The organism is Streptacidiphilus sp. BW17, from assembly GCF_041262485.1.
Lineage (GTDB): Bacteria > Actinomycetota > Actinomycetes > Streptomycetales > Streptomycetaceae > Streptacidiphilus.
Window position 1 is genome coordinate 82,114 of record NZ_JBGCCR010000024.1, and the last position, 26,406, is coordinate 108,519.

At 72.0% G+C, this 26,406-nt stretch carries 24 protein-coding genes; 14 read left to right on the forward strand and 10 right to left on the reverse strand.

What is annotated here, in order from left to right:
- The first annotated feature begins 67 nt into the window (after positions 1–67).
- From ABH940_RS25865 to ABH940_RS25875, 3 genes are read left to right on the forward strand one after another with little or no spacing between them, the layout of a single operon-like run.
- Entirely contained in the window at positions 68–1,171 is a 1,104-nt protein-coding gene (locus tag ABH940_RS25865; protein WP_370072395.1) for an AAA family ATPase, read from the forward strand.
- Complete coding sequence (locus tag ABH940_RS25870; protein ID WP_370072394.1) at positions 1,168–2,502, forward strand: DUF58 domain-containing protein; 1,335 nt, start codon at positions 1,168–1,170, stop codon at positions 2,500–2,502. The genes ABH940_RS25865 and ABH940_RS25870 overlap by 4 nt, the downstream gene beginning before the upstream one ends.
- Positions 2,499–3,143, forward strand: coding sequence for a hypothetical protein (locus ABH940_RS25875; RefSeq protein WP_370072392.1), 645 nt, complete (start codon positions 2,499–2,501; stop codon positions 3,141–3,143). Before ABH940_RS25870 ends, ABH940_RS25875 begins: the two co-directional genes overlap by 4 nt.
- 13 nt (positions 3,144–3,156) lie before the next feature.
- Here ABH940_RS25875 and ABH940_RS25880 read toward each other — a convergent pair whose 3' ends face one another.
- Positions 3,157–4,218: a hypothetical protein gene (locus tag ABH940_RS25880; protein WP_370106282.1), complete on the reverse strand. Its 1,062-nt coding sequence runs from the start codon at positions 4,216–4,218 to the stop codon at positions 3,157–3,159.
- Positions 4,219–4,337: 119 nt separating this feature from the next.
- Positions 4,338–4,934 (reverse strand): hypothetical protein, encoded by a 597-nt coding sequence (locus ABH940_RS25885; RefSeq protein ID WP_370072390.1) that lies wholly within the window; start codon positions 4,932–4,934, stop codon positions 4,338–4,340.
- 47 nt (positions 4,935–4,981) lie between these two features.
- On the opposite strand from ABH940_RS25885, the gene npdG reads away from it, so the two are divergent.
- Both npdG and ABH940_RS25895 read left to right on the forward strand, forming a co-directional pair.
- Positions 4,982–5,710 carry an NADPH-dependent F420 reductase gene (gene npdG / locus ABH940_RS25890; RefSeq protein ID WP_370072389.1) on the forward strand — a complete coding sequence of 243 codons (729 nt, stop codon included), beginning with the start codon at positions 4,982–4,984 and terminating at the stop codon, positions 5,708–5,710.
- Positions 5,711–5,827: 117 nt separating this feature from the next.
- Entirely contained in the window at positions 5,828–5,989 is a 162-nt protein-coding gene (locus ABH940_RS25895; protein WP_196196544.1) for a hypothetical protein, read from the forward strand.
- 8 nt (positions 5,990–5,997) lie between these two features.
- On the opposite strand, the gene ABH940_RS25900 is transcribed toward ABH940_RS25895, so the two are convergent.
- Both ABH940_RS25900 and panB read right to left on the reverse strand, forming a co-directional pair.
- Entirely contained in the window at positions 5,998–6,801 is an 804-nt protein-coding gene (locus ABH940_RS25900) for a site-2 protease family protein (RefSeq protein ID WP_370072388.1), read from the reverse strand.
- Between the two features lie 171 nt (positions 6,802–6,972).
- Positions 6,973–7,842 (reverse strand): 3-methyl-2-oxobutanoate hydroxymethyltransferase, encoded by an 870-nt coding sequence (panB, locus tag ABH940_RS25905; protein ID WP_370072387.1) that lies wholly within the window; start codon positions 7,840–7,842, stop codon positions 6,973–6,975.
- 279 nt (positions 7,843–8,121) lie between these two features.
- Here panB and ABH940_RS25910 point away from each other — a divergent pair, with 279 nt between their 5' ends.
- Positions 8,122–9,096, forward strand: a complete 975-nt coding sequence (locus ABH940_RS25910; RefSeq protein WP_370106283.1) for an endonuclease/exonuclease/phosphatase family protein — start codon at positions 8,122–8,124, stop codon at positions 9,094–9,096.
- Between the two features lie 39 nt (positions 9,097–9,135).
- Here ABH940_RS25910 and ABH940_RS25915 read toward each other — a convergent pair whose 3' ends face one another.
- Positions 9,136–9,735, reverse strand: a complete 600-nt coding sequence (locus ABH940_RS25915) for a TetR/AcrR family transcriptional regulator (protein ID WP_370072385.1) — start codon at positions 9,733–9,735, stop codon at positions 9,136–9,138.
- Positions 9,736–9,827: 92 nt separating this feature from the next.
- On the opposite strand from ABH940_RS25915, the gene ABH940_RS25920 reads away from it, so the two are divergent.
- A complete protein-coding gene (locus ABH940_RS25920; protein WP_370072384.1) occupies positions 9,828–10,229 on the forward strand; it encodes a DUF4345 domain-containing protein in 402 nt (133 codons plus the stop codon).
- Between the two features lie 14 nt (positions 10,230–10,243).
- On the opposite strand, the gene ABH940_RS25925 is transcribed toward ABH940_RS25920, so the two are convergent.
- Positions 10,244–12,019 (reverse strand): NAD+ synthase, encoded by a 1,776-nt coding sequence (locus tag ABH940_RS25925; protein ID WP_370106284.1) that lies wholly within the window; start codon positions 12,017–12,019, stop codon positions 10,244–10,246.
- A gap of 410 nt (positions 12,020–12,429) precedes the next feature.
- Between ABH940_RS25925 and ABH940_RS25930 the strand changes: the two genes are divergently transcribed.
- From ABH940_RS25930 to ABH940_RS25950, 5 genes are all read left to right on the forward strand, one after another.
- Positions 12,430–13,491 (forward strand): SPFH domain-containing protein, encoded by a 1,062-nt coding sequence (locus ABH940_RS25930; RefSeq protein ID WP_370106286.1) that lies wholly within the window; start codon positions 12,430–12,432, stop codon positions 13,489–13,491.
- A gap of 195 nt (positions 13,492–13,686) precedes the next feature.
- A complete protein-coding gene (locus ABH940_RS25935; RefSeq protein WP_370106287.1) occupies positions 13,687–14,478 on the forward strand; it encodes a C40 family peptidase in 792 nt (263 codons plus the stop codon).
- A 151-nt stretch (positions 14,479–14,629) separates the two neighbouring features.
- The gene (locus tag ABH940_RS25940) at positions 14,630–15,991 is read left to right on the forward strand and encodes a glutamine synthetase family protein (RefSeq protein ID WP_370106288.1); all 1,362 of its coding nucleotides are present in this window, start codon (positions 14,630–14,632) and stop codon (positions 15,989–15,991) included.
- A gap of 43 nt (positions 15,992–16,034) precedes the next feature.
- The gene (locus ABH940_RS25945) at positions 16,035–16,547 is read left to right on the forward strand and encodes an RDD family protein (RefSeq protein ID WP_370106289.1); all 513 of its coding nucleotides are present in this window, start codon (positions 16,035–16,037) and stop codon (positions 16,545–16,547) included.
- A gap of 293 nt (positions 16,548–16,840) precedes the next feature.
- Positions 16,841–19,924, forward strand: a complete 3,084-nt coding sequence (locus ABH940_RS25950) for a bifunctional [glutamine synthetase] adenylyltransferase/[glutamine synthetase]-adenylyl-L-tyrosine phosphorylase (RefSeq protein ID WP_370072378.1) — start codon at positions 16,841–16,843, stop codon at positions 19,922–19,924.
- Between the two features lie 19 nt (positions 19,925–19,943).
- Here ABH940_RS25950 and ABH940_RS25955 read toward each other — a convergent pair whose 3' ends face one another.
- From ABH940_RS25955 to ABH940_RS25970, 4 genes are all read right to left on the reverse strand, one after another.
- Positions 19,944–20,816 carry a phosphatase PAP2 family protein gene (locus tag ABH940_RS25955; RefSeq protein WP_370072377.1) on the reverse strand — a complete coding sequence of 291 codons (873 nt, stop codon included), beginning with the start codon at positions 20,814–20,816 and terminating at the stop codon, positions 19,944–19,946.
- A 248-nt stretch (positions 20,817–21,064) separates the two neighbouring features.
- Positions 21,065–22,738: an MFS transporter gene (locus tag ABH940_RS25960; RefSeq protein ID WP_370106290.1), complete on the reverse strand. Its 1,674-nt coding sequence runs from the start codon at positions 22,736–22,738 to the stop codon at positions 21,065–21,067.
- A 123-nt stretch (positions 22,739–22,861) separates the two neighbouring features.
- Positions 22,862–23,491, reverse strand: coding sequence for a class F sortase (locus ABH940_RS25965; RefSeq protein ID WP_370072375.1), 630 nt, complete (start codon positions 23,489–23,491; stop codon positions 22,862–22,864).
- 25 nt (positions 23,492–23,516) lie between these two features.
- The gene (locus ABH940_RS25970) at positions 23,517–24,089 is read right to left on the reverse strand and encodes a hypothetical protein (RefSeq protein WP_370106291.1); all 573 of its coding nucleotides are present in this window, start codon (positions 24,087–24,089) and stop codon (positions 23,517–23,519) included.
- 198 nt (positions 24,090–24,287) lie between these two features.
- Here ABH940_RS25970 and ABH940_RS25975 point away from each other — a divergent pair, with 198 nt between their 5' ends.
- Positions 24,288–25,205, forward strand: a complete 918-nt coding sequence (locus ABH940_RS25975; protein ID WP_370106292.1) for a S41 family peptidase — start codon at positions 24,288–24,290, stop codon at positions 25,203–25,205.
- Between the two features lie 42 nt (positions 25,206–25,247).
- Complete coding sequence (locus ABH940_RS25980) at positions 25,248–26,255, forward strand: NADPH:quinone reductase (RefSeq protein WP_370106293.1); 1,008 nt, start codon at positions 25,248–25,250, stop codon at positions 26,253–26,255.
- The last annotated feature ends 151 nt before the right edge of the window (positions 26,256–26,406 follow it).

The following is a 26,406-nucleotide window of genomic DNA, read 5'->3' on the forward strand; positions in this document are numbered from 1 at the left end:
AACCGCGAAGACCTGATCCGCCGAAGATCCGAACCGCCGAAGACCTGATCCGCCGAAGAGGAGCACCGTGAGCGGCCCCGAGACCGACCAGCTGACCCCCAGGCAGGCGGGCGTCCGCGCCCACGCCGTCCTCGACGAGATCGAGCGCGCAGTCGTCGGCAAGCGCGCCGCGCTGGAGCTGGTGATGCTCGGCGTGCTGGCGGGCGGCCACGTGCTGATCGAGGACCTGCCGGGCCTCGGCAAGACGCTGCTGGCGCGCTCCTTCGCGACCGTGCTCGGCCTGGACTTCCGCCGTATCCAGTTCACCCCCGACCTGCTGCCGTCCGACGTGACCGGCGCGCCCTTCTACGACCAGCGCAGCGGTGAGATGGTCTTCCGCCCCGGCCCGGTCTTCACCCACCTGCTGCTGGCCGACGAGATCAACCGCACGCCGCCGAAGACCCAGGCCGCGCTGCTGGAGGCGATGGCCGAGGGTCAGGTCTCGGTCGACGGCACCACCCGTCGGCTGCCGGAGCCGTTCGTGGTCATCGCCACCGACAACCCGATCGAGTACGAGGGCACCTACACGCTGCCCGAGGCCCAGCTCGACCGGTTCCTGCTGCGGGCGCGGATGGGCTACCTGCCGGTGGCCGACGAGGCGGCCATGCTCCGCCGCCGCCTCGACCGCAGCACCCCCGAGGCGGTGCTGACGCCGCTCGGCACCCCGGCCGAACTGGTCGCCATGCGCGACGCGTTGGAGCGGGTCGAGGTCGATGCGGACCTGGTCGACTACGTGGTCGCGCTGATCGACGCGACCCGCAACAACCCGCAGATCCAGGTCGGCGCCTCCCCGCGTGGCGGGCTGGCGCTGGTCCAACTGGCCCGCGCCCGCGCGGTGATGGCCGGACGCGACTACGTCGTCCCGGAGGACGTCAAGGCCGTCGCCATTCCCGGGCTGGCCCACCGGGTCACCCTCAAGCCGGAGTTGTGGGTGCGCCGGATCACCGCCGACGACGTCGTCGCCGGGGTCGTGCAGCGCGTCCCCACCCCGCGGACGACTCCGCGGACGCCCGCGCAGGCGGCTTCCGGCGGCCCGGTGGCGGGCAAGCCGGCCGCCGGTGGGTCGGCCGCCGGTGAGTCGACCGCGGGTGGGACGACCGCTCTGCCGGCCGACGCGCCGGTCCGGGCATGATCCACCCGGTCGCCCGGGCCCTGGACGGCCAGCCGCAGGGCGTCGGGCACGAGGAGACCCCGGCGCGGACCGAGGAGGGCGTCCGGCCGGGCGAACGCGCGCTCCGGCTCGGGTCGGTGGCGGTCGCGGCGGTCGTGGCGGCGCTGCTGACCGGCCAGCCGTGGCTGCTGGCCCTGGCGGCGGCCCCGCTCTGCCTGCTGCTCTTCGCCGCGCTCGCCCCGCACCGGATCACCTCCCGGCCCACGCTGGCGGGCGATGGGGTGCGTCGCTCCAGCGACCGGGTCTTCGAGGGCGAGCCGATCACGGCGCGTTTCACCGTCGCCTTCGCCGGGTCCGCCGACTGGATCGACCCGGGCCTGGTCCCCGGCGCGGGCACGGAGCTGGTCTCCGTCGAGACCGACGGCGCAGAGCTGATCCTGGGTTTCCTCGCGCGCCGCTGGGGACGCTGGTCGCTGGGCACCGTCGACGTCGACCTCTACGACCTGGGCGGGCTGCGCCGCCGGACGGTCCGGGTCGAGCTGGGCCAGGTCGAGATCTTCCCGGTCCCGTCGGAGGGCGGTCTGACGCCCGTTCCGGTGCGGCTGCCGGGCAACCTGGGCGAGCACACCTCGCGACAGCTGGGCGAGGGCGTCGAGATCGTCGGCGTCCGGCCCTTCGTCTGGGGCGAGCGGCAGCGCCGGATCAACTGGTCCGCCACCACCCGCCGCGGCGCGATCCAGCTGCAGGAGTTCGCCTCCGAGCGGGCCGCCGACGTGGTCGTGCTGCTGGACGCCTTCGCGGACATGCGCGACCCGTCCACCGGCGTCTCCAGCCTGGACGAGTCGCTGCGCGTGGCCGCCGGGATCGTCCGCGCGTATCTGCGCAGCCACGACCGGGTCGGCGTGGTCTCCGTCGGCGGGCGGCTGCACTGGCTCCAACCGGGCCAGGGCGACCAGTACTTCTACCGCCTGGTGCAGACCGTGCTGGACGTCCGCCGCGACCTCGCCTACGACACGCCGGACCTGAACCGGCTGCCCCCGCCCGCGCTGCCGCACGGCGCACTGGTCCACGCGGTGACGCCGCTGGCGGACAACCGGATGATGGGTGTCCTCGGCGGACTGGCCGAGCGCGGCAACCCGGTGGTCGTGGTGGAGATCCCGATCGGCGACCCGAGGGTCGACGCCAGCAACGTCCTCGACCAACTGGCGCGGCGACTGTGGCGGTTGGACCGGCAGGCGCTGCGGTTCAGCCTGACCGAGAAGGGCATCCCGGTCACGCCCTGGGAGGGCGGCACCCTCGACCTGAGCTTCGCGCCGCTCATGCGCACCCGTATCCAGGGGAGGCTGCGATGACCGTTTTCCACCGCGCGGGGGCTGACGTAACGTCACATACCCACGGCGGACGGACCGGTGCCGTGGAGCTGTGGGCGGCCCGCGCGCTCGGTGTGGCGCTGGCGTGCGCGGCGAGCGACCCGGTGTCGCTGGTCCGGTCCGGCCTGCCGAGCAGCGGCGGTTCCTTCGGTGACCTCGCGGGCCGCACCGTCGCGCTGGCGGTGCTGGTGCTGCTGGGCTGGTTCGGCGCGCCACCGGTGGTGGCCCGTCCGGTCAGCGGCGATGCGCGCTGGCACGCCCTACTGGCGCGGCACCGCAACACGGCGGTCGCGGTCGGCTTCGTGCTGGTGGCGGCGATCGGCTCGCCGCCGGTCTGGCTGATGGCCTGCGACGCCGGGCTGCTGCTGGCCTACCTGGTCTTCGTGGACGCCGTCGCGGGCGGCCCGCCGGGCGCGGCGCAGCTGCGCGACGGGTCGCTGCTGTGCTGCGCGGTCGCGGCCCAGGCGCTGGTCCTGGCCGGGGCGACCGTCTCGGTCGCGGCGACCGGTGCGTGGGCGCGGGTGGTCGCCGCGCTGCTGGTGCTGCTGGTCGGCGCGGCGACGGGCCTGGCCCTGCTCCGCGGGCGAGGCGGGCGAGGCGGGGCCCCCGGGGACGCCGGCTGACATTCAGCTGACGTCAGCTGAAGACCGTCCGGTCCCGGTGCAGCTCCATCCGCTTCGGGACGCCGGACGGCCAGGGGCGGGCGTCCGCGCCGTGGTAGCGGGGGCAGCCCAGGGACCAGACCAGGTTGCCGCTCAACATCAGCTCCCAGGCCGTGAGATACGCGTCCAGCTCGGGCGTCCCGAGCTCGCGCAGCGCACGGGCGGAGGACAGGAAGTCCGCCTCGGCCCGCGCGATCCGGATGCACACCGCGTCCACGGCCTGCTGCAGCGGCAGGCCCTCCTGCTCGCACAGGACCGTGACGGCGTTCATGGGCTCGCCGCCGAAGAACTCCTTGCGGAACGAGAGCAGGTCGTTGACCAGGATGGTGTGCCGGAAACAGGCGTTGTGGAACTCCTCCCACGTCGGAAGGCCTCCTGCCGCACCGGCGTCCGCCACCTCACGGGCTACTTGACGGACCGTCAGATCGAGGTCCAGTCCGAGTCCGTGCTCGATGGCCACGCCGACCAGGTCGATCGCCGAGTCCGCGCGGCGGGCCGCCAGATAGGCGTCGTAGCCGTCGATCCGGGTCGCCGTCCCGGACTTGCCGGCGCCCGCCGCGATCACCTCGGAGAAGCCGCTGACGAACCGCGCCCAGATCCGCGGGGCCACGCCCTGCCGCGCCCGCGTCAGCGTCCGGGCGAGCAGCAGCAGCGGAGCGGAGGAGGTGCTCGGCGCGGCGTCCCGCAGTACGGCCAGGTAGTCGTCCGCGCGGGCCCGTTCGACCGCCTCGTCGTCGGCCACGTCGTCCAGCAGGAAGAGCGCGGAGGCGGCCACGCAGATGCCGACCAGCCGCTCGGGGTCCGCGTCCGGCAGTACCCGGCACATCAGGCTGACGCCCTCGCACGGCCCGAACAGCCGCTCGCTGCCCGGCAGCTGGAGCCCTGCCAGGGCCTGCCGGAACCACGCGTCGTGCTCGCGCCGGATCGCGTCGGCCTGCGGGTGCACCCGGGAGGCGAGCAACTGCCCGTGCGGGAGCAGGAGGTCGAGCACGGGAGGCGTCACCGCCGTGACCGTCGGTGCCGTGGCTGAGCTCATGCGTTTCTCCTCGCGGGCGCGGCTGCGTCGTCCCGGGCCCAACGACGCGAACCCGGCTCCGGCACGGCGGTTGCGCTGCGCGAGTGGTCGCAGAGTCGTCGGAGGGGCTTGCGGCGGGGCTACCAGCCCAGTGGCGGGGGCGGTGCGGTCAGGCGGTCCACGAGCTGCGAGAGCCGGTCCCTGACGCCGCGTCGGCGCGGGCGGCAGACCGGCTCTCCGGCGGCGGCGCTGACCAGGTGCTGGACTAGCTCGAACGAGGGTGTGGCGGGATCCCGGCGGACCGTCAGCGCCTCGTGGGCCAGGCCGCGCAGCTCCACGTCGTCGGCCTCCAGCGCCAGCACCGTCGCGCCGATCCGGCGGGCGTCGTGGACGCGTTCCAGCAGGCCCTCGTCGGTCGCGTCCGGAGCGACGACGAAGACCGTCTCACCGCGGCGGGCCTGCTCCAGCCGGGCCAGCGGCACGGAGAGGTGCGGCGGGGCGCCCGGCGGGACGCGGTGCCGCACCAGCGTCGGTGCGAGGCCCGGCAGGTCGGCGTAGGCGGCCTCGTCGGTGAGGTGGGCGGCCAGGTGCCACGGCTCCTCCTGCTCGGTGCCCACCAGCAGCAGCCCGCCCGGTGTCGCCGCCTCGCGCAGTGCGCCGCCGAACCCGCAGGCCCGCTCCGGCCAGGCGGTGTCCGCGAGCAGTTCGCGCAGCATTGTGACCCTCACCGCATCCATGGCAGCCATGCTCCCGCACCGCGGCGGCGGAATGGGAGGATCTGGCCATGAGTACATCTGATGCTGCGTCCGGTGGCGCCGCTGCCGCCACCACCTCCACCGCGGCCCGGTCGCCGTTCGACCTGCCGGACGTCTCCGGCCTGGTCGTCGGCGTGCTGGGCGGGACCGGCCCGCAGGGGCGCGGGCTGGCGTACCGGCTGGCCAAGGCCGGTCAGCGGGTGCTGGTCGGTTCGCGCAGCGCGGAGCGCGCCGAGGCCGTCGCCGCCGACCTGGGCCACGGCGTCGAGGGCGCGGACAACGCCTCGGTCGCGGCCCGGTCGGACGTGGTGATCGTCGCGGTGCCGTGGGAGGGCCACGCCGAGCTGCTGGCGTCGCTGCGTGCGGAGCTGGCGGGCAAGATCGTCGTCGACTGCGTCAACCCGCTGGGCTTCGACAAGCAGGGCGCCTACGCGCTCAAGCCGGAGGAGGGCAGCGCGGCACAGCAGGCCGCGGCGCTGCTGCCGGAGTCGCGGGTGACGGCGGCCTTCCACCACCTGTCGGCGGTGCTGCTGGAGGACCGCGAGGTCGAGGAGATCGACATCGACGTGCTGGTGCTGGGCGAGGAGCGGGCCGCCACGGACGTGGTGCAGGCGCTGGCCGACCGGATCCCCGGCATGCGCGGTGTCTTCGCGGGCCGACTGCGCAACGCCCACCAGGTCGAGTCGCTGGTGGCCAACCTGATCTCGGTCAACCGCCGGTACAAGGCGCACGCGGGCCTGCGGATCACCGACGTGTGACGCGGGCGTGTGAGCCTGCTGTGCACCCCGGCAACGGGGGAACGGTCCGGACGGGGGAGAATGGTCCTCGTCCGGGCTCGCTCGTGCCCTTCCGTTCGTACCGCTGGAGTTCCCCCGATGCCCCGCTTCGCGCTCTTCGCCTTCGTTCTCGCCGTGCTGGCCCTGGCTGCCGCGGTGGTGTCGGTGCTGGCGCAGTTCTGGCTCGGGCTGGCTTTCGTGCTGCTGGCCGGTGTCGCCAGCAACGTCGGCTGGGTGCAGTGGAAGCGTGCCCGGGCCTGAGCCTCGGCTCAGCTGCCGCCGAAGATCCCGCCGAGGTTCAGGCTGAAGAAGTGGAAGAGGACGTTGCCCAGCTGGGCGAAGTCCCCGGTGTTGCCGAACCAGCCGAGGATCTTGTAGATCACGTCGTTGAAGAACCAACTGCCGACCCGCTGGTTCCACAGCAGCAGGAAGACGATCATCATGCCGTAGGGCGCGATGAACGACAGTGAGCGGCGGGTCTCGTAGGAGAGCCAGGGCTCGATGATCCCGTAGCCGTCCAGGCCGGGGACCGGCAGCAGGTTGATGATCGCCGCCATCAGCTGCAGCAGCGCCAGGTAGCCCAGCGCCGCGAAGAAGTTGACGTGCCCGGTGGTCACCGGCACCGCGCCCACGATCAGCAGCAGGACCAGGGCGAACACCACGTTGGTCAGCGGGCCCGCCGCCGAGATCAGGCTGTTCTTCACCTTGCTGCGGATCTTGCTGCGGTCGATGAAGACCGCGCCGCCCGGAAGCGCGATGCCGCCCAGGATGATGAAGATCAGCGGCATCACGAAGCTGTAGACGGGATGCGTGTACTTGAGCGGGTTCAGCGTCAGGTAGCCCTTGGCTCCGACGCTGATGTCACCGCCGTGCAGCGCGGTGCGCGCGTGCCCGTACTCGTGCAGGCAGAGCGAGATGAGCCAGCCCGCGCAGACGAAGAGGAAGACCCCGACGCGGGGGTTGCCCCAGTCCGTCCAGAGGGCCCCGCCGGAGGCGGCGAAGACTGCGAGCAGCACCCAGAAGACGACGCTGATCCGGCGTTCCGAGTGCTGGTGACTGGCGAACGAGCTCATGGGGTGACAGGGCTCCGGTCGGACGGCATCCCGGGAACGTCTCCCGGAACGGCATGGAGTGCCGATGATGCCGGGTCGGCGACGGTAACGCCAGGCCCGGCGCGTGGCGGCGTGCGTGCTCACCGCGCGGCGCGCCGGGTCCGGCCGGAGTGCCGTACCAGTGGAACGTGCTCAGTGGAAGCTGTGCTCCTCGGCCGGGAAGGTCCCGCCGCGCACCTCGTCCACGTACTCGCGTGCGGCCCGGCCCAGCTCCGCGCGCAGGTTGGCGTACTGCTTGACGAAGCGCGGCACGTGGCCGTCGGTCATGCCGGCCATGTCCGTCCAGACCAGCACCTGCGCGTCGCAGCCGACGCCCGCGCCGATGCCGACGGTCGGGATGTGCAGCTCCTTGGTGACCTGCGCGGCCAGCTCGGCCGGCACCGCCTCCAGCACGACCGAGAACGCCCCGGCCGCCTGCACCGTCTTGGCGTCGCGCAGCAGCTGGTGCGACGCCTCGTCGCCCCGGCCCTGGACGGGGTAGCCGCCGAGCGCGTGCACCGACTGCGGGGTCAGGCCCAGGTGCGCCATGACCGGGACGCCGGCCTGGACCAGCAGCTCGATGGCGGCCGCCGAGCGCTCGCCGCCCTCCAGCTTGACCGCGTGGACCCCGGCCTCCTTCATCAGCCGGACGGCGCTGCGCAGCGCCTGGGCCGGGGACTCCTGGTAGCTGCCGAACGGCAGGTCGGCGACGACCATGGCGCGCTTGGACCCACGGACGACCGCGGCGGAGAGGATCGCGATCTCGTCCATGGTGACCGGCACGGTGGTGTCGTAGCCGAGGTGGCAGTTGCCCATCGAGTCGCCGACGAGCAGGACCGGCACGCCGGACTCGTCGAAGACGCCGGCGGTCGGCGCGTCGTAGGCGGTGAGCATGGCCCAGCGCTCGCCCCGGGTCTTGGCGGCGGCCAGGTCCCGGACCGTCACCCGGCGGCCAGTGACCCCGCCGTAGAGGGAGGCTGTGCCGGAGGCTTTTTGGGCAGGCGGAAGCGAACCGTTCTGCATGGTCTGTCTCCTGTGTCGTGGTCTCGTGGCGCCGTGCGGCGTCCCCGGATCACGTCCATGCTGACACGTCGTGGCGAAGGACGGGAAGGGGAGAGACCGGCCAGTCGCGAGTCGTGTCGGTCACTGTGTCGGTCACTGTGCAGGCCGCTCCGTAGGGACGCCTCCTCAGGAAGCACTTACCTTGGCCACGGGAACCCGACTGCGGTTGTCGGCGTCTCCTCACCCATAGGCTGAACCGCAGCAAACAGGCCAAAAGGCCCAGAGGGTGAGGAACAACGCATGGCTTTCGTCGGCAGGGACCTCCACTGGCGCGGACGGGACGGCAAGGGCCGTTCGACCTGGCGCCGGGGCTGGGTCGCCGCCGGGCTGGCCCTGCTGGTCGGCTGTGTGCTGGCCTTCCATCGGCAGATCCCGGACCAGCTCGGCAACTTCGGCAGCCTGACCGAGACCTTCCTGCCGTGGGTCGGGCTGGCCGTCCCGGTACTGCTGGTGGTCGCGCTGCTGCGCCGCTCGGCGACCGCGCTGGCGGCGCTGCTCGCGCCCACGCTGGTCTGGCTGCTCCTCTTCGGCGGGCTGCTGACCGACAAGAGCGGCGGCTCGTACGACTTCACCGCCGTCCAGCACAACATCGACGCGTCCAACACCCAGGTGGTCAGCACCATGGACACGCTGATGCAGGCCAAGCCGGACGTGATCTCACTGGAGGAGATCACCTCCGCCCAACTCCCGACGATCGAGCGGACGCTGGGCGGCAGCTACCCGTACCACGCGGTCGAGGGCACCGTCGGGCTCTGGTCGAAGGACCCGCTGACGGACATCCAGCCCGTCGACATCAAGATCGGCTGGATCCGCGCCCTGCGGGCCACCGTCCAGACCCCGCAGGGTCCGCTCGCCGTCTACGTGGCCCACATGCCGTCGGTCCGGGTCAACTTCGACAACGGCTTCACCGCCAACCAGCGCGACCACAGCGCGGAGGCGCTGGGTGAGGCGCTGAGCGCGGAGCCGTTGAAGAAGGTGCTGCTGCTCGGCGACATGAACGGCACGATGAACGACCGCGCGCTGGCCCCGGTCACCATGCAGCTCCAGTCCGCGCAGGGGAGCGCGGGCGGGGGCTTCGGCTTCAGCTGGCCGTCCCAGTTCCCGATGGCCCGGATCGACCAGATCATGTCCCGCGGCATCACGCCCACCTCGGCCTGGGTGCTGCCCCGGACGGGCAGCGACCACCGGCCGATCGCCGCGCACTTCGAGCTGTAGGCCCGAGGGAGACGGAGCCTCCGCCGACGGCCGGACGCTTCAGGCCGACGCAGCCTCGGGGAGCAGCGGGCGCAGCGCGCCGAGGGCCGCGCCGACGCAGATGTCGCGCATCTCGTCCCGGCTGCAGGTCTCGTCGGCGAGCCAGTCCACGACGAGCACCTGGACGAAGACCAGCCAGCTCTTCAGCACGCTCGACACCGCCGCGCGGGTGGTGTCGTCGGCCGGCGGCAGGACGCCGAGCAAGCGCGCGCGGAGGGCGTCCAGTTCACCGGTCATGATCGTCTGGATCACGGGGTCCCCCGCGAGGACCCGGTTCGCGGTCAGCACGGCGTTGCGGTTGGCGATGAAGTAGTCGAGGTGCACGTCCATGCCCTGAACGAGCTGCTGGCGCAGGGAGTCGGCCGGGTCGATGCGCGTCTCGACCAACAGCCGGTCGGCCGCCTCCTGGTAGACGGAGGCGAAGAGCGCGTGCTTGCTCGGGAAGTGACGGTAGAGCAGCGCCCGCGAGACCCCGGCCCGTTGGGCGACCTCGTCCATGAGCACCTCCTCGTAGGGGTGCTCCGCGAACATCCCGGCTCCGACGGAGAGGAGCTGGGCGCGACGGTCGGCCGGGCTGAGTCGCCGGCGGGGAGGTGGCACGTCACCAGATTACTTGACACGTGTCTACCAGGCGGGCCTACCCTGGGTTCCAGGGCTAGTAGACATATGTCAACTAAGGCTGGTGGTGCGTCATGGCCAGGACTCTCCGACTGCTCGTCCAGCTGATGGGCTGGGCGTGCGTGGCGATCGGGCTGTTCCACGTGGCCCTCGGCAACGCGGCGATCCCCGGCGCGGGCAACGCCGGGACGACCGTCGACAGCTGGGGACGCTTCATGGGCGCGAGCTTCTGCGGCTACGGCCTGGCCTGGCTCTGGGCCGCGCGGCAGCGGCCCGTCCCGGCCACCGCCGTGCGCTGGCTGGCGGGTGTCTTCCTGCTGGGGGGTCTCGGCCGGGTGCTCTCCCTCGCCCTGCACGGCTGGCCGCAGTGGTTCCAGATCGTGCTCTCGGTGATCGAGCTCGGCCTGCCGCCCGTCTACTTCTGGCTGGCGGACGCCGACGAGCGGGCGTCCGCAGGCGTGACTGCTGCCGCGTGACTGCCGCTGCCTGACTACCGCTCGCGCCACCGGTTGGTGATCGGCTGCCGACGGTCGCGGCCGAAGTTCTTGGACGAGATCTTCGTCCCCGGCGGGTACTGCCGCCGCTTGTACTCGGCCGTGTCCACCAGGTGGATCACCCGCTCGACCAGGGCCGGGTCGTACCCCCCGGCGACGATCTCGGCGCGGCCCCGGTCCTGTTCCACATAGGCCGTGAGGATCGCGTCCAGGACGTCGTACTCGGGCAGGGAGTCGGTGTCGACCTGGTCGGGCCGCAGTTCGGCGGAGGGCGGCTTGGTGATCGTGTTCTCCGGGATCGGCGGCGTCTCGCCGCGCTTGGCCGCGGCCTCGTTGCGCCAGCGGGCCAGTTGGAAGACCAGCGACTTGTAGACGTCCTTGATCGGTCCGAACGCGCCGACCGAGTCGCCGTAGAGGGTCGAGTAGCCGACCGCCAACTCGCTCTTGTTGCCCGGGGCGAGGACGATGTGGCCCTCCTGGTTGGAGATCGCCATCAGCAGCGTGCCGCGCAGCCGCGACTGCAGGTTCTCCTCCGCCAGACCGCTGAGGCCGAGCGCGGACATGTAGGCGTCGAACATCGGCGCGATCGGGACCGTCCGGAACCGCAGCCCGGTGTTCTCCGCCAACTGGGCCGCGTCGTCCTGTGAGTGCTGCGAGGAGTACGCGCTCGGCATGGAGACGCCCTGGACGTGCTCCGCCCCCACCGCGTCCACCGCGAGCGCCGCGACCAGCGCCGAGTCGATGCCGCCGGAGAGGCCGATCAGCACCGACGTGAAGCCGTTCTTCTCCACGTAGGCCCGCAGCCCGCAGACCAGCGCGGCGTAGATCTCCTCCAGCTCGTCCATCTCGGGCGCCCGGCCCGGCGCGACGGGTTCGTCCGGTGCGGGGAGCGGCTCCTCGGAGAGGACCGTGCGGCGGATCTCCAGGCCGTCGGCGACGATCCGGGTGGTGTCGTCGAGCGGCGCCGTCGCCTCCGGCAGGTCGAGGTCGAGCAGCAGGCAGCCGGACTCGAACTGCGGCGCGCGGGCCAGCACGGTGCCGTCCGCGGCGACGACCACGGACTGGCCGTCGAAGACCAACTCGTCCTGGCCGCCCACCAGGTTGACGTAGGCGAGGGTGCAGTCGGCCTCCGCCGCCCGCCTGCGGACCAGCTCCAGCCGCTCGGCCCCGCGGCGCGCCTGGTAGGGGGAGGCGTTGACCACCAGCAGCAGTCCCGCGTCGGCCTGGCGTGCGGCCTGGACCCGGCCGCCGTCCTGCCAGATGTCCTCGCAGACGGCGAGCGCGACGTCGATCCCGTGCAGCCGGACCACCGGCAGCGTGTCGCCGGGGACGAAGTAGCGGAACTCGTCGAACACGCCATAGTTGGGGAGGTGGTGCTTGGCCAGCCTGGTGACCACCTCACCCTTGTGGAGCAGCGCGGCGCAGTTCTGCGGCGAACCGGCGGGCAGACCCAACGTCCTTTCGGGCCCCGGCCCCGGGGTGTCGGTCAGCGATTTGCCCAGGTAGCCGACCACGACCGGGGTCTCGCCCAGCCCCTCCGCCTGCAGCCGGGCCGCCAGCGCGACCAGCGTCGCGCGCGAGGCCTCGATGAAGGACGGGCGCAGCGCCAGGTCCTCGATCGGGTAGCCGGTGAGGGTCAGCTCGGGGAAGGCCACCAGGTGGGCGCCCTGCTCGGCGGCGTGCCTGGTCCAGCGGACGATCAGCTCGGCGTTGCCGTCGAGGTTGCCGACGACGCTGTCGACCTGGTTCAGCGCGAGACGAAGGGAAGGCATGACTCCACAGTAATCGTCTGTCCGACGAGATGTCTGCCGGAATGCTCGGACAGGAGCGCGGGGAAGCTTCGTTCGTGCACTGGCGATCGCCGAAGGCCTGTGCCCGGCGGGAGTCGGCGGGGCTTCGCCATGTCCCGGATGTCCTTCGTTCGGATGCGTTTGACTGTCCGAATGATCAGGGCATGCCGGTGTTACTACTGAGTTATAGCTGTATTGACGGTATGTCCGAATTAAGGGTACGTTCGTGCCGCCTGAAGATCGCCTGCGAAGTCGATCGCGGGGCGCGATGCCTGCAGAGGGGATGGACCACGTGGACCAGTCGGCCGAACGTCAGGCCACCGCTCCCTGGGCGGTACGCCGACCGCCCCGCTCGGACGCGGAACTGAGGGAGCGTCCGGCAGCGTGGCGTCGTGCCCGGGTGGGTCGCCCTGCTGCTGATTCCGGCCGCCGCACTCGCGGCGGCGCTGGTCCAGGCCCGGGCCGCCGGCCTGCCGGGCTGGGTGCCCGGTGCGCAGGCCCTCCATGGCAGCGGGCCGGCGCTGGCCTCGCGTACCGCCGTCGTACTGCAGGGGCTGTGCGCGCTGGTCTCCGTTGTCGGGTTCTTCGGGCTGATGGCCAATCCGGTGGGCACCGCCCGCGTGCTCAGCCGCTGGGGCGGCTACCGCGGCACGGTCCGCCGCTCCGGGCTGGTCTGGGTGAACCCGCTGCTCAAGCGGCGGCCGATCGACGTCCGGATCCGGCACTGGCGCAGCGAGGCGATCCAGGCCACCGACCGCGAGGGCTCGCCGATCACGGCCGAGCTGATGCTGGTCTGGCAGGTCAAGGACACCGCCCGCGCCCGCTTCGCCGTCGACGACCACGGCAGGCACCTGGCGGCCAGCGCCGAGGCGGTCTTCTGCCGGGTCGCCTCCACGCTCCCGTGCGACAGCTTCGTCACCCCGGGCCCCTCGCTGCGCGACGGCCAGTGGCTCGGCGGTGAACTGACCCGCCTGCTGGGCGCGGAGATGGCGCCCGTCGGCATCGCCGTCTACTCGGTCCAGGCCGTCGGCCTCGACTACCGCGCCGACTTCGCCGACGGCATGCGTCGTCGCCGCCTCGCCGAGCTGGACGCCGGCACCCGTGAGGTGATCGTCGGCGACGCGGTCGAGACAGCCGGGTTGACGCTGCGTCAGTTCGAGCGGGACCAGGGGATGGCCCTGGATGCGGAGTTTCGCGCGCTGCTGACGCGGGACCTGGTGACCGCCTTCCTTGCGGTCCCGACCCCGCCGAGCCCGCCGAGCCCGTCGAGCCCGTCGAGCCCGTCGAGCCCGTCGAGCCGGACCGCCGACGAGGACCGGACAGCAGCCGAGCCGCCAACCCCCGGTTCGGTGACAGCGATTCCACTGGAGGACATCGGCGGCGGCCTCCCCGCCCTGCGCCGACCGGACGTCCCGCTCTCCGTAACCGAACCGTCCGCCGCAGAACCTCAGTGACGCGGAGCTTCCGTGACGCAGACCTTCAGCGACGCAGACCTTCCGTGACGCCGTAAGCACCCCCGTCCCGAAGAGAACGGAGCCCGTCCGCCATGAGCACCGCATTTCGCCGAGCTGGACACGACCGGCTGCACCTGTGTCCACTGCCGCACCCACGGCACCCCGGCATCCCCGACGCCCCCGGTCACACCGCACGTGCGTCCCCTGGCGCGGGCCGCTGCGACGACCGCGATGCTGGCGGTCGGCGGTGGCGTCGCGCTGATATCCGCCCCGGCCGCGCACGCGGACCCGGCCCCCGCGCATGCGGGTTGGGACGGCAGTCGCTACTGGTTCCGCGCGAACGGCGAATGGCGCTGGACCTCGCACTACGACATCTACCTGCGCCACAGCAGCGGCGGCGGGTCCGGCGGTGGTGCCGCCGCGACCAGCGGGGGCATACGCCAGGGCTGGGACGGGCACCGCTACTGGTTCCGCAAGAACGGCGAGTGGCGCTGGACGACGCACTACGACATCTACCTCGCCCACGTCGGCAGCGCACACCCCTCCCCGAGCCCGAGCCCGAATCCGACTCCGTCCCCGAGCCCGACCCCCGAGCCGAATCCGGCCCCCGGCCCGAGCGCGGGCAGCCTCGAGGCGGCCATCAGGTACGCCGAGGCGCAGCTGGGCAAGCCCTACGTGTGGGGCGGCAACGGACCCTACGGCTTCGACTGCTCCGGTCTGGTCCAGCAGGCCTACCAGCGGGCCGGGGTCAGCCTGCCGCGGGTGGCCGCCGACCAGTACCGGGCGACCACCCCGATCACCGCGAGCCGGCTACGGCGCGGTGACCTGGTCTTCTGGTCCTCCAGCAGCCGCGCCTCCGGCATCCACCACGTCGCGATCTACCTCGGCGGCGGCCGGTACATCGAGGCGCCCCACCCCGGTGCCGACGTCCGGATCTCGGTCCTGTCGACCGGTTACTACCCGACCCAGTTCGGCCGCGTCTGCTGACGCGGCAGCGTAACGAGCGGGGTGACGGGCGGGGCGACATTCGGATCGTCCCACCAGCCTCATAATCTGCAATGATGCGCACAGTGGACGACGCGCCCGACGGCGCTTCCGCGTTAACGCATCCGTAAAGCGCAGAGGTGAGACTGTAGTCATGGGCAAGCAGCAGGAGTTCGTGCTCCGCACTCTCGAAGAGCGTGACATCCGGTTCGTCCGGCTCTGGTTCACCGACGTCCTCGGCTTCCTCAAGTCCGTCGCGGTCGCTCCGGCCGAGCTGGACCAGGCCTTCGAGGAGGGCATCGGGTTCGACGGGTCCGCGATCGAGGGCTTCGCCCGGGTGTACGAGTCGGACATGTTGGCCAAGCCGGACCCGGCGACCTTCCAGATACTGCCGTGGCGCTCGGAGGCGCCGGGGACGGCCCGCATGTTCTGCGACATCCTGATGCCGGACGGCTCGCCGTCCTTCGCGGACCCGCGCTTCGTCCTCAAGCGGACCCTGGAGAAGGCGTCCAACCTGGGCTTCACCTTCTACACCCACCCCGAGATCGAGTTCTTCCTGCTGAACGACCTCCCCGCGGACGGCACCCCGCCGACCCCGGCGGACCACTCGGGCTACTTCGACCACACCCCGCGCGGCGTCGGCCACGACTTCCGCCGACAGGCCATCACCATGCTGGAGTCGATGGGCATCTCGGTGGAGTTCAGCCACCACGAGGGCGCCCCGGGCCAGCAGGAGATCGACCTCCGCTACGCGGACGCACTCTCCACGGCCGACAACATCATGACGTTCCGTCTGGTCATGAAGGAGGTCGCGCTGGAGCAGGGTGTCCACGCCACCTTCATGCCGAAGCCGTTCTCCAACTTCCCGGGGTCCGGCATGCACACCCACCTCTCCCTCTTCGAGGGCGACCGCAACGCCTTCCACGAGGCGGGCGCGGAGTACCAGCTCTCCAAGGTCGGCCGCTCCTTCATCGCCGGTCTGCTCCGCCACGCGGCGGAGACCTCGGCGATCACCAACCAGTGGGTCAACTCCTACAAGCGCATCTGGGGCGGCTCGCAGCGCGCCGCGGGCGCGGGCGGCGAGGCGCCGTCCTACATCTGCTGGGGCCACAACAACCGCTCGGCCCTGGTCCGCGTCCCGATGTACAAGCCGGGCAAGCAGGGATCGACCCGCGTCGAGATCCGCTCCCTCGACACCGGCTGCAATCCGTACCTGGCCTACTCGGTGGTGCTGGCCGCCGGTCTCAAGGGCATCGCCGAGGGCTACGAGCTCCCTCCGGGGGCGGACGACGACGTCTGGGCGCTCAGCAACCTCGAACGCCGCGCCATGGGCATCGAGCCCCTCCCGCAGAACCTGGGCGAGGCCATCGAACTAATGGAGCGCAGCGACCTGGTCCGCGAGACGCTCGGCGAGCACGTCTTCGACTTCTTCCTCCGCAACAAGCACGACGAGTGGGAGCAGTACCGCCAGGAGGTCACCCCGTTCGAGCTGAAGCGCAGCCTCCCGGTGCTGTAACGGCTGCTTGTCGCAGGTCAGGGCCGCGTGCTTGGATGCCGCGGTGCAGAAGAACCCACAGCAGAAGCCACAGCAGAACCCGGTGGACAGTCCGTTCGGTTCGGGAACCCTGGTCTCCGAGCTCCGTGTCGTCGGCGGCCACGACCTGGCCTCGTTCGGGGCGCGGCTCGGTGCCGCCGCCGTCGACATGGTCGTGATCGTGGTGCTGTACCTGGCGAGCCTGCGGCTGCCGGGCATGACCAACAGCGTCCTCGTGCTGCTCGTCCTCACCGGGATCCGGCTGCTCTACGGCGCGCTCCAGCTGCAGTTCGGGGGCGGCCGGACGCTCGGCATGCGGGCGTTCCGCATCCGGGTGGTGCCGATCGGAACCGAGCGCGCGGGCCGGCTGACGGCCGGTCAGGCGTGGCTGCGGACGGCGGTGTACGTCCTGCCCGCCGCGGTGCTGGGGGTCGGCGCGTACCTGAGCATGCTGGACTGCCTCTGGATGCTGTGGGACCGGCCGAACCAGCAGACCCTGCACGACAAGGCCGCCCGCACGGTCGTCGTCCGGGCCTAGGCCCTGTCTGACAATTCCCGTCGGGCCCGACCCGCCTGGCACGGCCTCCCCCGGCCTTCGGCTAGGGGGTGCCCCCATGCTGCGTTGTCGAATCGCCCAAGTACGGCCCAGTACGAGGGCGATCCTCCGCCTTGCAGCTGACCGCGCCAGCCGACCCGGGCTGATCCGACGGGAATTGTCAGACAGGGCCTAGCGCCTGCGCGGACGGTCGCTGTGTCGAGTGTTCGAACCCCGTAGGGTCGGGGAGGATCGACAGCGAGGTCCGCGAAGGCGGTCGGCCGGAGGCGAGAAGCGTGGAGCAGGTGCACGGCGGGGCGCGGCGGAGCAATCCACTGGGATGGCTGATCCGGCGCGGGTTCACCGACCCCGAGGCGGCGGCCCAGCGGCTCGCCGAGCCGACGCTGGCCGCGCACGCCTCGGACAGCGTGCTGCTGGACGCGCTCGCCGCCACCGCCGACCCGGACCAGGCGCTGCAGGGCTTCGCCGAGCTGGTCGAGGCCTGCCCGACCGACGCCGAGCGGCACGCCCTGCTCGACACCGTCACCACCGCCAAGCCGCTGCGCGACCGGCTCCTCGGCGTGCTCGGCGCCAGCGCCGCCCTCGGCGACCACCTGCGCCGGCACCCGCACGACTGGCACGAGCTGGTCACCTTCGAGCTGCACGACATCCACCCCGGGCCGGAGGAGTTCGTCCGCCGCCTCTACCGGCACATCTGGGAGGAGAACGCGGACACGCCCCGCGCGGACGCGCTGCGCTCCGGCTACCGCCGCCTGCTGCTCACCGTCGCCGCCCGGGACCTGACCGGCACCGCCGACCTGGGCCAGACCGCCACCGAGCTCGCCGACCTGGCCGGGGCGACCCTCCAGGCCGCTCTCGACATCGCCGCCGAGGAGGACCCGGCCGCCGCCCGGGCCTGCCGGCTGGCAGTGATCGCGATGGGCAAGTGCGGGGGACGCGAGCTCAACTACGTCTCCGACGTCGACGTGGTCTTCGTCGCCGAGCCGCGCGAGGAGCGTGACGAGCGCGAGGACGGGCCCGAAGGCCGGCCCGCGGGGGAGGCGGACCCGATCCAGGCGGCCACCCGGCTCGCCGCCCGGATGATGCAGCTCTGCTCCGACACGACCCGCGAGGGCACCATCTGGCAGGTCGACGCCAACCTGCGCCCCGAGGGCAAGAACGGCCCGCTCGTGCGGACCCTCGCGAGCCACCTCGCGTACTACCAGCGCTGGGCCAAGACGTGGGAGTTCCAGGCGCTGCTCAAGGCGCGCCCGGTCGCGGGCGACGCGGAGCTGGGCCGCGCCTATGTGGACGCGGTCATGCCGATGGTGTGGCAGGCGTCCGAGCGGGAGAACTTCGTCCAGGACGTGCAGCAGATGCGCCGTCGCGTCGTCGACGCGATCCCGGCCGCCGAGGTCGACCGCGAGCTGAAGCTCGGGCCCGGCGGACTGCGCGACGTCGAGTTCTCGGTGCAGCTGCTGCAGCTGGTGCACGGCCGGACGGACGAGTCGCTGCGCAGCGCCACCACGCTGACCGCGCTGGCCGACCTCTCCGTCGGCGGCTACGTCGGCCGGGCCGACGCCGCCGCGCTGGACAGTGCCTACCGCTTCCTGCGCACGCTGGAACACCGGATCCAGCTGTTCCAGCTGCGCCGTACCCACCTCGTCCCCACCGGGGAGCAGGAACTGCGGCGGCTGGGCCGCTCGCTGGGACTGCGCGCCGACCCGGTGGCCGCGCTGCTGACCGAGTGGAAGCGCCACAGCCGCGAGGTGCGCCGGCTGCACGAGAAGCTCTTCTACCGCCCGCTGCTGGACGCGGTGGCCGAGCTGGATCTGGAGGAGGCCGGACTGACCGGCCGTCTGGAGGGCGGCAACGCGCTCTCCGCCTCGGCGGCCCAGGCACGCCTCGCCGCCCTCGGCTACACCGCGCCCGCCGACGCCCTTCGTCACCTGCAGGCGCTCGCCACCGGAGTCAGCCGCCGCGCCGCGCTGCAACGGACCCTGCTGCCGGTGATGCTCGGCTGGTTCGCCGACTCCGCCGACCCGGACGCGGGGCTGCTCGGCTTCCGCAAGGTCTCCGACAGCCTCGGCTCGACGCCCTGGTACCTGCGGCTGCTGCGCGACGAGGGCGCGGCCGCGGAGAACCTGGCCCGGATCCTCTCCTCCGGCCGCCTGGCGCCGGACCTGTTGCTGCGCGCCCCCGAGGCAGTCGCCCTGCTCGGCGACAGTGACGGCCTGGACCCGCGCTCGCCGCAGGCGCTGGACCGGGAGGTGGCCTCCGCCGTCGGGCGCGCGGAGGGCGCGCCGGCGGCCGTCGCCGCGGCCCGGTCGGTGCGCCGCCGCGAGCTGTTCCGCACCGCGGCGGCCGACGTGCTGGGCCGTCTCGGGGACACGCCGGCCGACGCGGTCGAGGCCGCCGGGCTGGCGCTGACCGGCCTGAACCGGGCCACCCTCAGCGGCGCGCTGGCCGCCTGCGTCGCCGCGGCCGAGGCCGCCACCGGCGAACCGCTGCCGACCCGGCTGGCGGTCATCGCCATGGGCCGCTTCGGCGGCCACGAGCTCGGCTACGGCAGTGACGCCGACGTCATGTTCGTCCATGACCCCCTGCCGGGCGCGGACGAGACGGCGGCGAGCAACGCCGCCCGCCAGGTCTTCGAGGAGCTGCGCCGCCTGCTCCAGGTACCCTCGACCGAGCCGCCGCTGCTGATCGACGCCGACCTGCGCCCGGAGGGCCGCCAGGGCCCGCTGGTGCGGTCCATCGGCTCCTACGCCGCCTACTACCGCCGCTGGTCGCGCACCTGGGAGAGCCAGGCGCTGCTGCGGGCCAAGCCGGTCGCGGGCGACGTCGCGCTGGGGGCGGAGTTCACCGCGCTGATCGATCCGCTGCGCTACCCCGAGGCGGGGCTGGACGAGGCCGAGCTGCTGGAGATCCGCCGGATCAAGGCCCGCGTCGAGACCGAACGGCTGCCGCGCGGTGCGGACCCGACCACCCACACCAAGCTGGGCCGGGGCGGGCTGGCGGACGTGGAGTGGACGGTCCAGCTGCTCCAGCTGCAGCACGCCGCCGAGGTCCCCGGCCTGCGCACCACCCGGACCCTGCGCGCACTGGCCGCTGCCCTGGAGGCCGACTTGCTGGCCGCCGACGAGGCGGAGGCGCTCAGCGCCGCCTGGGTACAGGCCACCCGGGTGCGCAACGCGGTGATGCTGGTGCGCGGACGGCCGGGCGACAGCTTCCCGGCGGAGTCGCGCGAGCTGGCCGGCGTCGCGCGCTACCTCGGCTACGGCGAGGGCCACGCGGGCGAGATGGTCGACGACTACCGCCGCACGGCCCGGCTCGCCCGCGAGGTCATGGAGAACCGGGTCTACGGCGAGAAGGGCTGAGAAGACCTGAGAAGGGTCCTCAGCGGGACGCGCCGACCGGCTCCTTGACCGGTTCGGGCAGCGGCGTCGGCACCGGCGCGGCCTTCGGGAAGCTGTAGGGCCAGCGCCGGTAGACCAGCCGGGAGCTGGTCAGCCCGATGCCGGTGCAGACCGCGCCGGCGATCGCGTCCATGAAGAAGTGGTTGGCCGTCGCCACGATGACCACCAGCGTGGTGACCGGATAGATCACGCCGAGCACGCGGACCCAGCGGCGTTTCGCCAGGAACCAGATGGTGATGCCGCACCACAGCGACCAGCCGATGTGCATGGACGGCATGGCGGCGAACTGGTTCGACACGTGGGCCATGTCGCCGGAGGCCATGGAGCCCCAGGTGTGGTGCGTGGCGACGGTGTCGACGAAACCGCCGTGGGTCATCAGCCGGGGCGGCGCAAGGGGGAAGAAGTAGTACCCCACCAGAGCCATGCCCGTAGTCACGAAGAGTGATAGTCGGGCGGCGGCGTAGCGCCCGGAATGGGCGCGGAACAACCACACCAGAACCGCGATGGTGACGATGAAGTGCAGGGTCGCGTAGTCGTAGTCGAGCCCGGTGATCAACCAGCCGATCGAGTCCAAGCCGTGGTTGATCGATCGTTCAACATCAATGTGCAGCGTCTGTTCGAGCGACCAGATGTCGTGGGCATTCTGTTGGGCGCGGGTCTCCATCTCGGGCACCGCATTGCGGACCATCGAATAGATCCAGTAGCTCACGGCAATCAGCAGCAGCTCGACCCACAATCGGGGGCGACCGGGCGAACGGAAGTGGCCACGCACCGATCCTGCCCAGTGGCCCAACGGGCTGCTGGTGAGGTCGCGGGCTTCCATTGCTTTCCCCATGGGTGAGTAGTCTGCCATGCGGCCTGGGATCTTCTGATCACCCTCTGGTCGGGGATTCTTCGAACGAAATACCCCTCAAGTCCTAGTGGACCAAATACCTGCAGCGAGCGCCCGGCGGGGATGGTCATGACATTGCTCCGAACGGGGGAATAGGCCGAACGGAGCAGCAACACTTTCTTATCGAACGGTCGCGCTTTCGTTGAATTTTTCACTGCATGGAGTGGGGCCCGGAGCGATGCGCTCCGGGCCCCACTGTTCACGTTCGGTCACGCTTCGCCGGTCAGCGCCGCCAACTCGGCGTCGACGGCCTGCTGGTGCGCCTCGGCGTCCTCACGCGCCCGGCGCGGGCTCCAGCGGCCGGCCATCAGCAGCACGCACGGCAGGAACAGCACCTGGCCGCCCACGCAGACCCACCACCACACCTGCCAGTCGTGCGGGTTGTCCTTCGCCGCCGCGGCCACCTGCGGCCCGTACTTCTGCAGCAGCGCCAGGTCTGACTGCTCGGCCTGGACGGTCTGCAGGCCCGGCAGGCCGACCTGCTGGACGGCCTGTCCCAGCAGCGCGGGCGGGATCGCGTTCGGCTGGTACTTCGCCAGCTCCGCGAAGAGCTGCGGGTGGGCGTCTACGACGGCCAAGGCCTTCGCGGCGCGCGCCTGGGCCGCCGCCACCTCGGAGCCGTGCTCCACCAGCGGCGTCACCGAGGTGACCACCACCGGCAGGAACGCCGCCGAGACCGCGACGACCACGCGGATGATCCAGCCCCACACCGCCAGCCCGGTCGCGGTGGCCGCCGGATTGCGGCGCTCCACGGTTTCGGTGAAGCTCGCCATCCACGGCGCGTAGGTCAGCCCGCCCAGCACGCCGATGGCGACGGAGAGCCAGGCGAAGGTGTAGTAGCCGGTGGTGGCCTGGGTCGCGCGCAGCGCGAACAGCACGGTGGCCACGATGCTGCCGATCCCGCCGACCAGCATGAACGGCTTGCGGACCCGAAGCCGGTCCGAGGCCAGTCCCGCGATCACCAGCGCGATCGCGTTGCTGATCCAGTACCAGTTGGCCAGCGCGTCGGCGCGCTGCTCGCTGTAGCCGAAGTTCGTGGCGAAGTAGACCACGAAGTTGCCGACGGCGGCGAAGTAGAGCAGCAGGAAGACGCTGATGGCGAGGGCCGATCCGATCACGTCGGGCTTCAGCATCTGCCGCCAGTGGCCGCTCAGCGCCGCGTCCGGGTCGAGTCCCTTGGCCCGGGCCTCGACCAGCGTGCGGTCGCGCAGACTGACCATCAGCTGGTCGCGCAGTCTCGGTGCGAGCTCGCGCAGGCGGAACAGCGAGACCAGGAAGACCAGCAGCGTCGCGATGCCCGCGTAGCGCAGCTCGTCCTGCCAGGTGGCGCTGCCCGCGCCGGAGCCGAGCGTGTGCGAGGTGACCTCGGTGACCACCAGGCTGCCGAGCACCGGGCCCATGGTCCAGTAGCCCATGGCCGCCGCCCGCCCCAACTGCGGTGAGAAGTCGCGGATCAGCGCGGGCGTGGCGACCAGAACCAGGCCCTCGACGAAGCCGACCAGTGCGAAGAGCACCAGGTACGTCCCCTGGTCCGGCGCGTTGGGCAGCCCGAAGAGCACCAGCAGGCCGGTGGCCAGCAGGCCGTAGACGACCATGTTGGCCCGCCCCCAACGGTCCGCCAGCCCGGCTATCAGGGACGCGAACGCGCCGACGGCGTTGCCGACGACGCTGATCCAGACGAAGTAGCGGTAGCTCATCTGGTAGTGGGTGATGATCGAGGTCGCGACCGCGTACTGGACGTAGAGCGCGTAGTAGAGGACGACGGTCGTCAGCACCACGATGCCGAGGTAGACGTAACGCCGGGCGGAGTCGGGGTAGTGGGCGAGTTCGCGTCTCCACAGTCGGTGGAGCACGAGCGGGGCAGGAGCGGTGGCAGTGGCCATGGGCCCTCCCGGGGTGGCAGCCGGAGTGTGCCAGGAGGGTAGTACCGACCAGTCGGTACGGCCTAGACGTCTGCAGCACCGAACGTGTGCGAAGAATCAGGACCATCCTCATTCCCGCTTCTGTCAGGAGGGTTGACGCTTCACCAGATGCGCGAAGACCACCACGTTGCCGAGGTAGCCCTGCCCGGCGCGGTATCCGCCGCCGCAGGTGATCAGCCGCAGCACGGCCAGCGGGGTCGGCCCGTAGACGCGCTGGTCAGGGAAGGCGTTCTTGGGGAAGACCGCCACGTCGTCGACCAGGAAGACGGCCGTACGGCGGTCGGCGCGGAGCACGTCGACCGTGTCGCCGCGCTGCAGTGCGCCGAGACCGTAGAAGACCGCCGGGCCGTGGGCGTTGTCCACGTGCCCGGCGATGATGGCCGGTCCGGCACTGCCGGGCGCGGTCCCGTCGGCGAACCAGCCGGCCAGGTTCTTCCGGCTCTCCGGTGGCGGCCGCAGCTGGCCGCCGCTGTCCAGCGAGAGCGCGGTGAGGGGCGCGTCCACGCCGATCGAGGGGATCCGCACGCGGAGCGGCTTCGACGCGGGCAGCGGCGGGGCGGGACGGTCCTCGTCGCTGTACCAGTAGACGCCGTTGTCGGAGGAGACCGCGCTCGCGTCCGGCTGCGGCGGGGCGGACCCGACGCCGCGCCCGGCGATCACCAGCCCGAGCACCAGCACCGCGCGCGCGACGAACCGCCGCCCCGCAGGGCCCATCCGCTACCCCTCACCGGTCGGTGTGTCAGTGCTGCCCGCCGCGCCGACGGCTCCAGTAGAGCGCGCCGCCGCCGAGACCGGCGATGCCGAGGCCGAAGGCGACCTGCGTGCCGTTGCCCGGGTCGACGCTGCCGCCGACGCCGGTGTGCACCGGGCCGTGCGGGTGTTCGTGCTCGTGGCCCCTGACCGTCACCGTCGCGTTGAATCCGGAGAGGGAGGTGTTGGTCACCTGGCACGCGCCGGAGACGTTGTAGTCGCCGGGCTTCACGTCGTGGCTGACCGTGGCCGCGCCGGAGAAGAAGCCCGCCTGACCCGGCATCGGGTGCAGCTTGACCGCAGTGACGAAGGCCAGCGAGGAGACCATCGTCGGGTTCGGCGTGCCGAAGTACGACGAGCTGCAGTTGACGATCAGGCCGACCGTGTCGCCCGGGTCGACGGTGTCCGGGCTGAGCGTGATGTCGGCGCCGTTGACGCCGCTGGCCCAGGCGGTCGGCGCGAGCGCGACGGCCGGGGCGAGGGCGAACGCGGTGGCTGCCGCGGTGGCCGCAGCGAGTGCGGCGGCGCGACGACGGGTGGGGCGGGGCGGTATGCGGCGCATCCGGCACCTCCGGGCGTCGGGTGCGGACCTCGGGCGTCGGGCCCGGGGTACGGGGGACACACCGCGACTGTCTGGGGCCATATGTCACCATCCGTGCGCATATTGAAGCGTTCCGGTCACACAATTAATCCGATCGATGCAGTCGGCGAGCTGCGGAAACCCTGTTCGGTTCGGCTCGGGACCGCTTTACTGCCGATCATGAATTCGACACTCGATCACGTGGGCATAGTCGAGCGGACCGCCGACCTGGTGACCGCCCACTACGTCTTCCCCGAGCAGGGCGACAAGATCGCCGCTCAGCTCCGCGCGGCGCTGGCAGCCGGGCGGTACACCGAGGCCGGCGCGGCCGGGGACGTCGAGCGGCTCGGCGCACTGGTCACCGAGGACCTGCAGTCCGTCAACGGGGACAAGCACCTGAGGCTGGCCTTCCACGCCGACGAGGTCCCCGACGGTCAGGACGCGGCGGCGGGGCAGATGATGGAGCGCCGTTCCGCCGAGTCCTGCGGCGGCGTCCCGCGCTTCGAGCTGCTGGAGGGCGGCGTCGCGGTGCTGGAGCTCGCGCCGATCATCTTCCCGCTGCACCTCTCGGCGGACCCGCTGACCGCGGCGATGACCCTGGCCGCCCAGGCGCGCGCCCTCGTCGTCGACCTGCGCCGCAACGAGGGCGGCGACCCCCACACCGTCCAGTACCTGTGCAGCTACTTCTTCGACCAGCCGACCCACATCAACACCCAGTACTGGCGTGAGGGCGACCAGGAGGAGCAGTCCTGGACGCTGCCCCACGTCCCGGGCCGCCGACTCGGGCAGCAGAAGCCGGTCTACCTGCTGACCAGCGCCACCACCTTCTCCGGCGCCGAGGAGCTGGCCTACGACCTGCAGCAGCTCGGCCGCGCCGTCGTGGTCGGCGAGCGCACCAAGGGCGGTGCGCACCCGCGCAACGGCTGGACGGTCCACCCGCACCTGGAGGCCACCATCCCCGTCGGCCGCTCGATCAACCCGACCAGCGGCACGGACTGGGAGGGCACCGGCATCACCCCGGACATCGAGGTCCCGGCGGCGCAGGCGCTGGACCGCGCCCACCGCGAGGCGCTGGGCCGGCTGGCCGAGAATCGCTGAGGCAGCGGGAACATCGGCCGCGTGCGGGCGGTTGCGCCGGACATGAAGGCAATCGTGTACGAGCGCAGCGGCGGTTCCGACGTCCTCTCCCTGGCGGACCGCCCCGTCCCGGAGCCCGGTCCCGGCGAGGTCCGGGTCCGCGTCGTCGTCTCCGGCGTCAACCCGACCGACTGGAAGTCCCGTTCGGGTGGTCCGGGGCTGAGTGCGCAGCAGGTCCCCAACCAGGACGGCGCGGGCGTCGTCGACGCGGTCGGTCCCGGCGTGGACGCGGGCCGCGTCGGCGAGCGGGTCTGGATCTGGGAGTCGGCCTGGCAGCGACCCGACGGGACGGCGCAGGAGTACGTCGTCCTCCCCGAACGCCAGGCCGTCGCGCTGCCCGAGCACGCCTCCTTCGACCTCGGCGCGAGCCTCGGCATCCCCGCGATGACCGCGCACCGCGCCCTCACCCTCGCCGAGGACGCGCCCGCGCTCCTGGCACCGGGCGCGCTGGCCGGGAGGACCGTCCTGGTCGCGGGCGGCGCGGGTGCGGTCGGCAACGCCGCGATCCAGCTGGCCCGTTGGGCGGGTGCGACGGTCGTCACCACGGTCAGCAGCCCCGAGAAGGCCAAGCTGGCGCAGGCCGCGGGCGCGCACCACGTCGTCGACTACCGTACGGAGGACGCGGCGGCGGTGATCCGCGGGCTGGCGCCGGAGGGCGTCGACGTGGTGGTCGAGGTCGCGGTCACCGCCAACGTGGACCTCGATCTGGCCGTGCTGGCCGACAACGGGACGGTCGCCTTCTACGCCGACGGCAGCGGCGCGGAGGTCACCCTCCCGGTCCGCCCGTCGATGTTCCGCAACCTCCGCTGGTTGGGCGTTCTGGTGTACACCATCCCTGACACTGCGAAGGTCGCGGCGGTCGCCGCGATCCGGGACGCGGTGGCGGCGGGGGCGCTCCGCGGCGGCGCGGAGGCCGGTCTTCCCTGGCACCGCTTTCCGCTCGCGCAGACGGCGGCGGCTCACGACGCCGTCCAGGGCGGGGCGGTCGGCAAGGTGCTGATCGACATCTGATCGCGCCCGATCACAACTCGGCGACATCTGATGTCACGTCAACGTCATTCCCCTGGCTCCCCGTTGCCGACAGTAACTATGCTCTGTCGGTGATCGAACGATCGCAGATCGATCCTGGGAAGCCAGGGGAACGGGGGCTTGTACGGGTGAG

Coding starts and splice junctions, on each gene's coding strand:
- ABH940_RS25870 (WP_370072394.1), top strand. CDS start 1,168: ATGATCCACCCGGTCGCCCGGGCCCTGGACGGCCAGCCGCAGGGCGTC.
- ABH940_RS25875 (WP_370072392.1), top strand. CDS start 2,499: ATGACCGTTTTCCACCGCGCGGGGGCTGACGTAACGTCACATACCCAC.
- ABH940_RS25880 (WP_370106282.1), bottom strand. CDS start 4,218: ATGAGCTCAGCCACGGCACCGACGGTCACGGCGGTGACGCCTCCCGTG.
- ABH940_RS25885 (WP_370072390.1), bottom strand. CDS start 4,934: ATGGATGCGGTGAGGGTCACAATGCTGCGCGAACTGCTCGCGGACACC.
- npdG (WP_370072389.1), top strand. CDS start 4,982: ATGAGTACATCTGATGCTGCGTCCGGTGGCGCCGCTGCCGCCACCACC.
- ABH940_RS25895 (WP_196196544.1), top strand. CDS start 5,828: ATGCCCCGCTTCGCGCTCTTCGCCTTCGTTCTCGCCGTGCTGGCCCTG.
- ABH940_RS25900 (WP_370072388.1), bottom strand. CDS start 6,801: ATGAGCTCGTTCGCCAGTCACCAGCACTCGGAACGCCGGATCAGCGTC.
- panB (WP_370072387.1), bottom strand. CDS start 7,842: ATGCAGAACGGTTCGCTTCCGCCTGCCCAAAAAGCCTCCGGCACAGCC.
- ABH940_RS25910 (WP_370106283.1), top strand. CDS start 8,122: ATGGCTTTCGTCGGCAGGGACCTCCACTGGCGCGGACGGGACGGCAAG.
- ABH940_RS25920 (WP_370072384.1), top strand. CDS start 9,828: ATGGCCAGGACTCTCCGACTGCTCGTCCAGCTGATGGGCTGGGCGTGC.
- ABH940_RS25925 (WP_370106284.1), bottom strand. CDS start 12,019: ATGCCTTCCCTTCGTCTCGCGCTGAACCAGGTCGACAGCGTCGTCGGC.
- ABH940_RS25940 (WP_370106288.1), top strand. CDS start 14,630: ATGGGCAAGCAGCAGGAGTTCGTGCTCCGCACTCTCGAAGAGCGTGAC.
- ABH940_RS25955 (WP_370072377.1), bottom strand. CDS start 20,816: ATGGCAGACTACTCACCCATGGGGAAAGCAATGGAAGCCCGCGACCTC.
- ABH940_RS25960 (WP_370106290.1), bottom strand. CDS start 22,738: ATGGCCACTGCCACCGCTCCTGCCCCGCTCGTGCTCCACCGACTGTGG.
- ABH940_RS25965 (WP_370072375.1), bottom strand. CDS start 23,491: ATGGGCCCTGCGGGGCGGCGGTTCGTCGCGCGCGCGGTGCTGGTGCTC.
- ABH940_RS25970 (WP_370106291.1), bottom strand. CDS start 24,089: ATGCGCCGCATACCGCCCCGCCCCACCCGTCGTCGCGCCGCCGCACTC.
- ABH940_RS25975 (WP_370106292.1), top strand. CDS start 24,288: ATGAATTCGACACTCGATCACGTGGGCATAGTCGAGCGGACCGCCGAC.
- ABH940_RS25980 (WP_370106293.1), top strand. CDS start 25,248: ATGAAGGCAATCGTGTACGAGCGCAGCGGCGGTTCCGACGTCCTCTCC.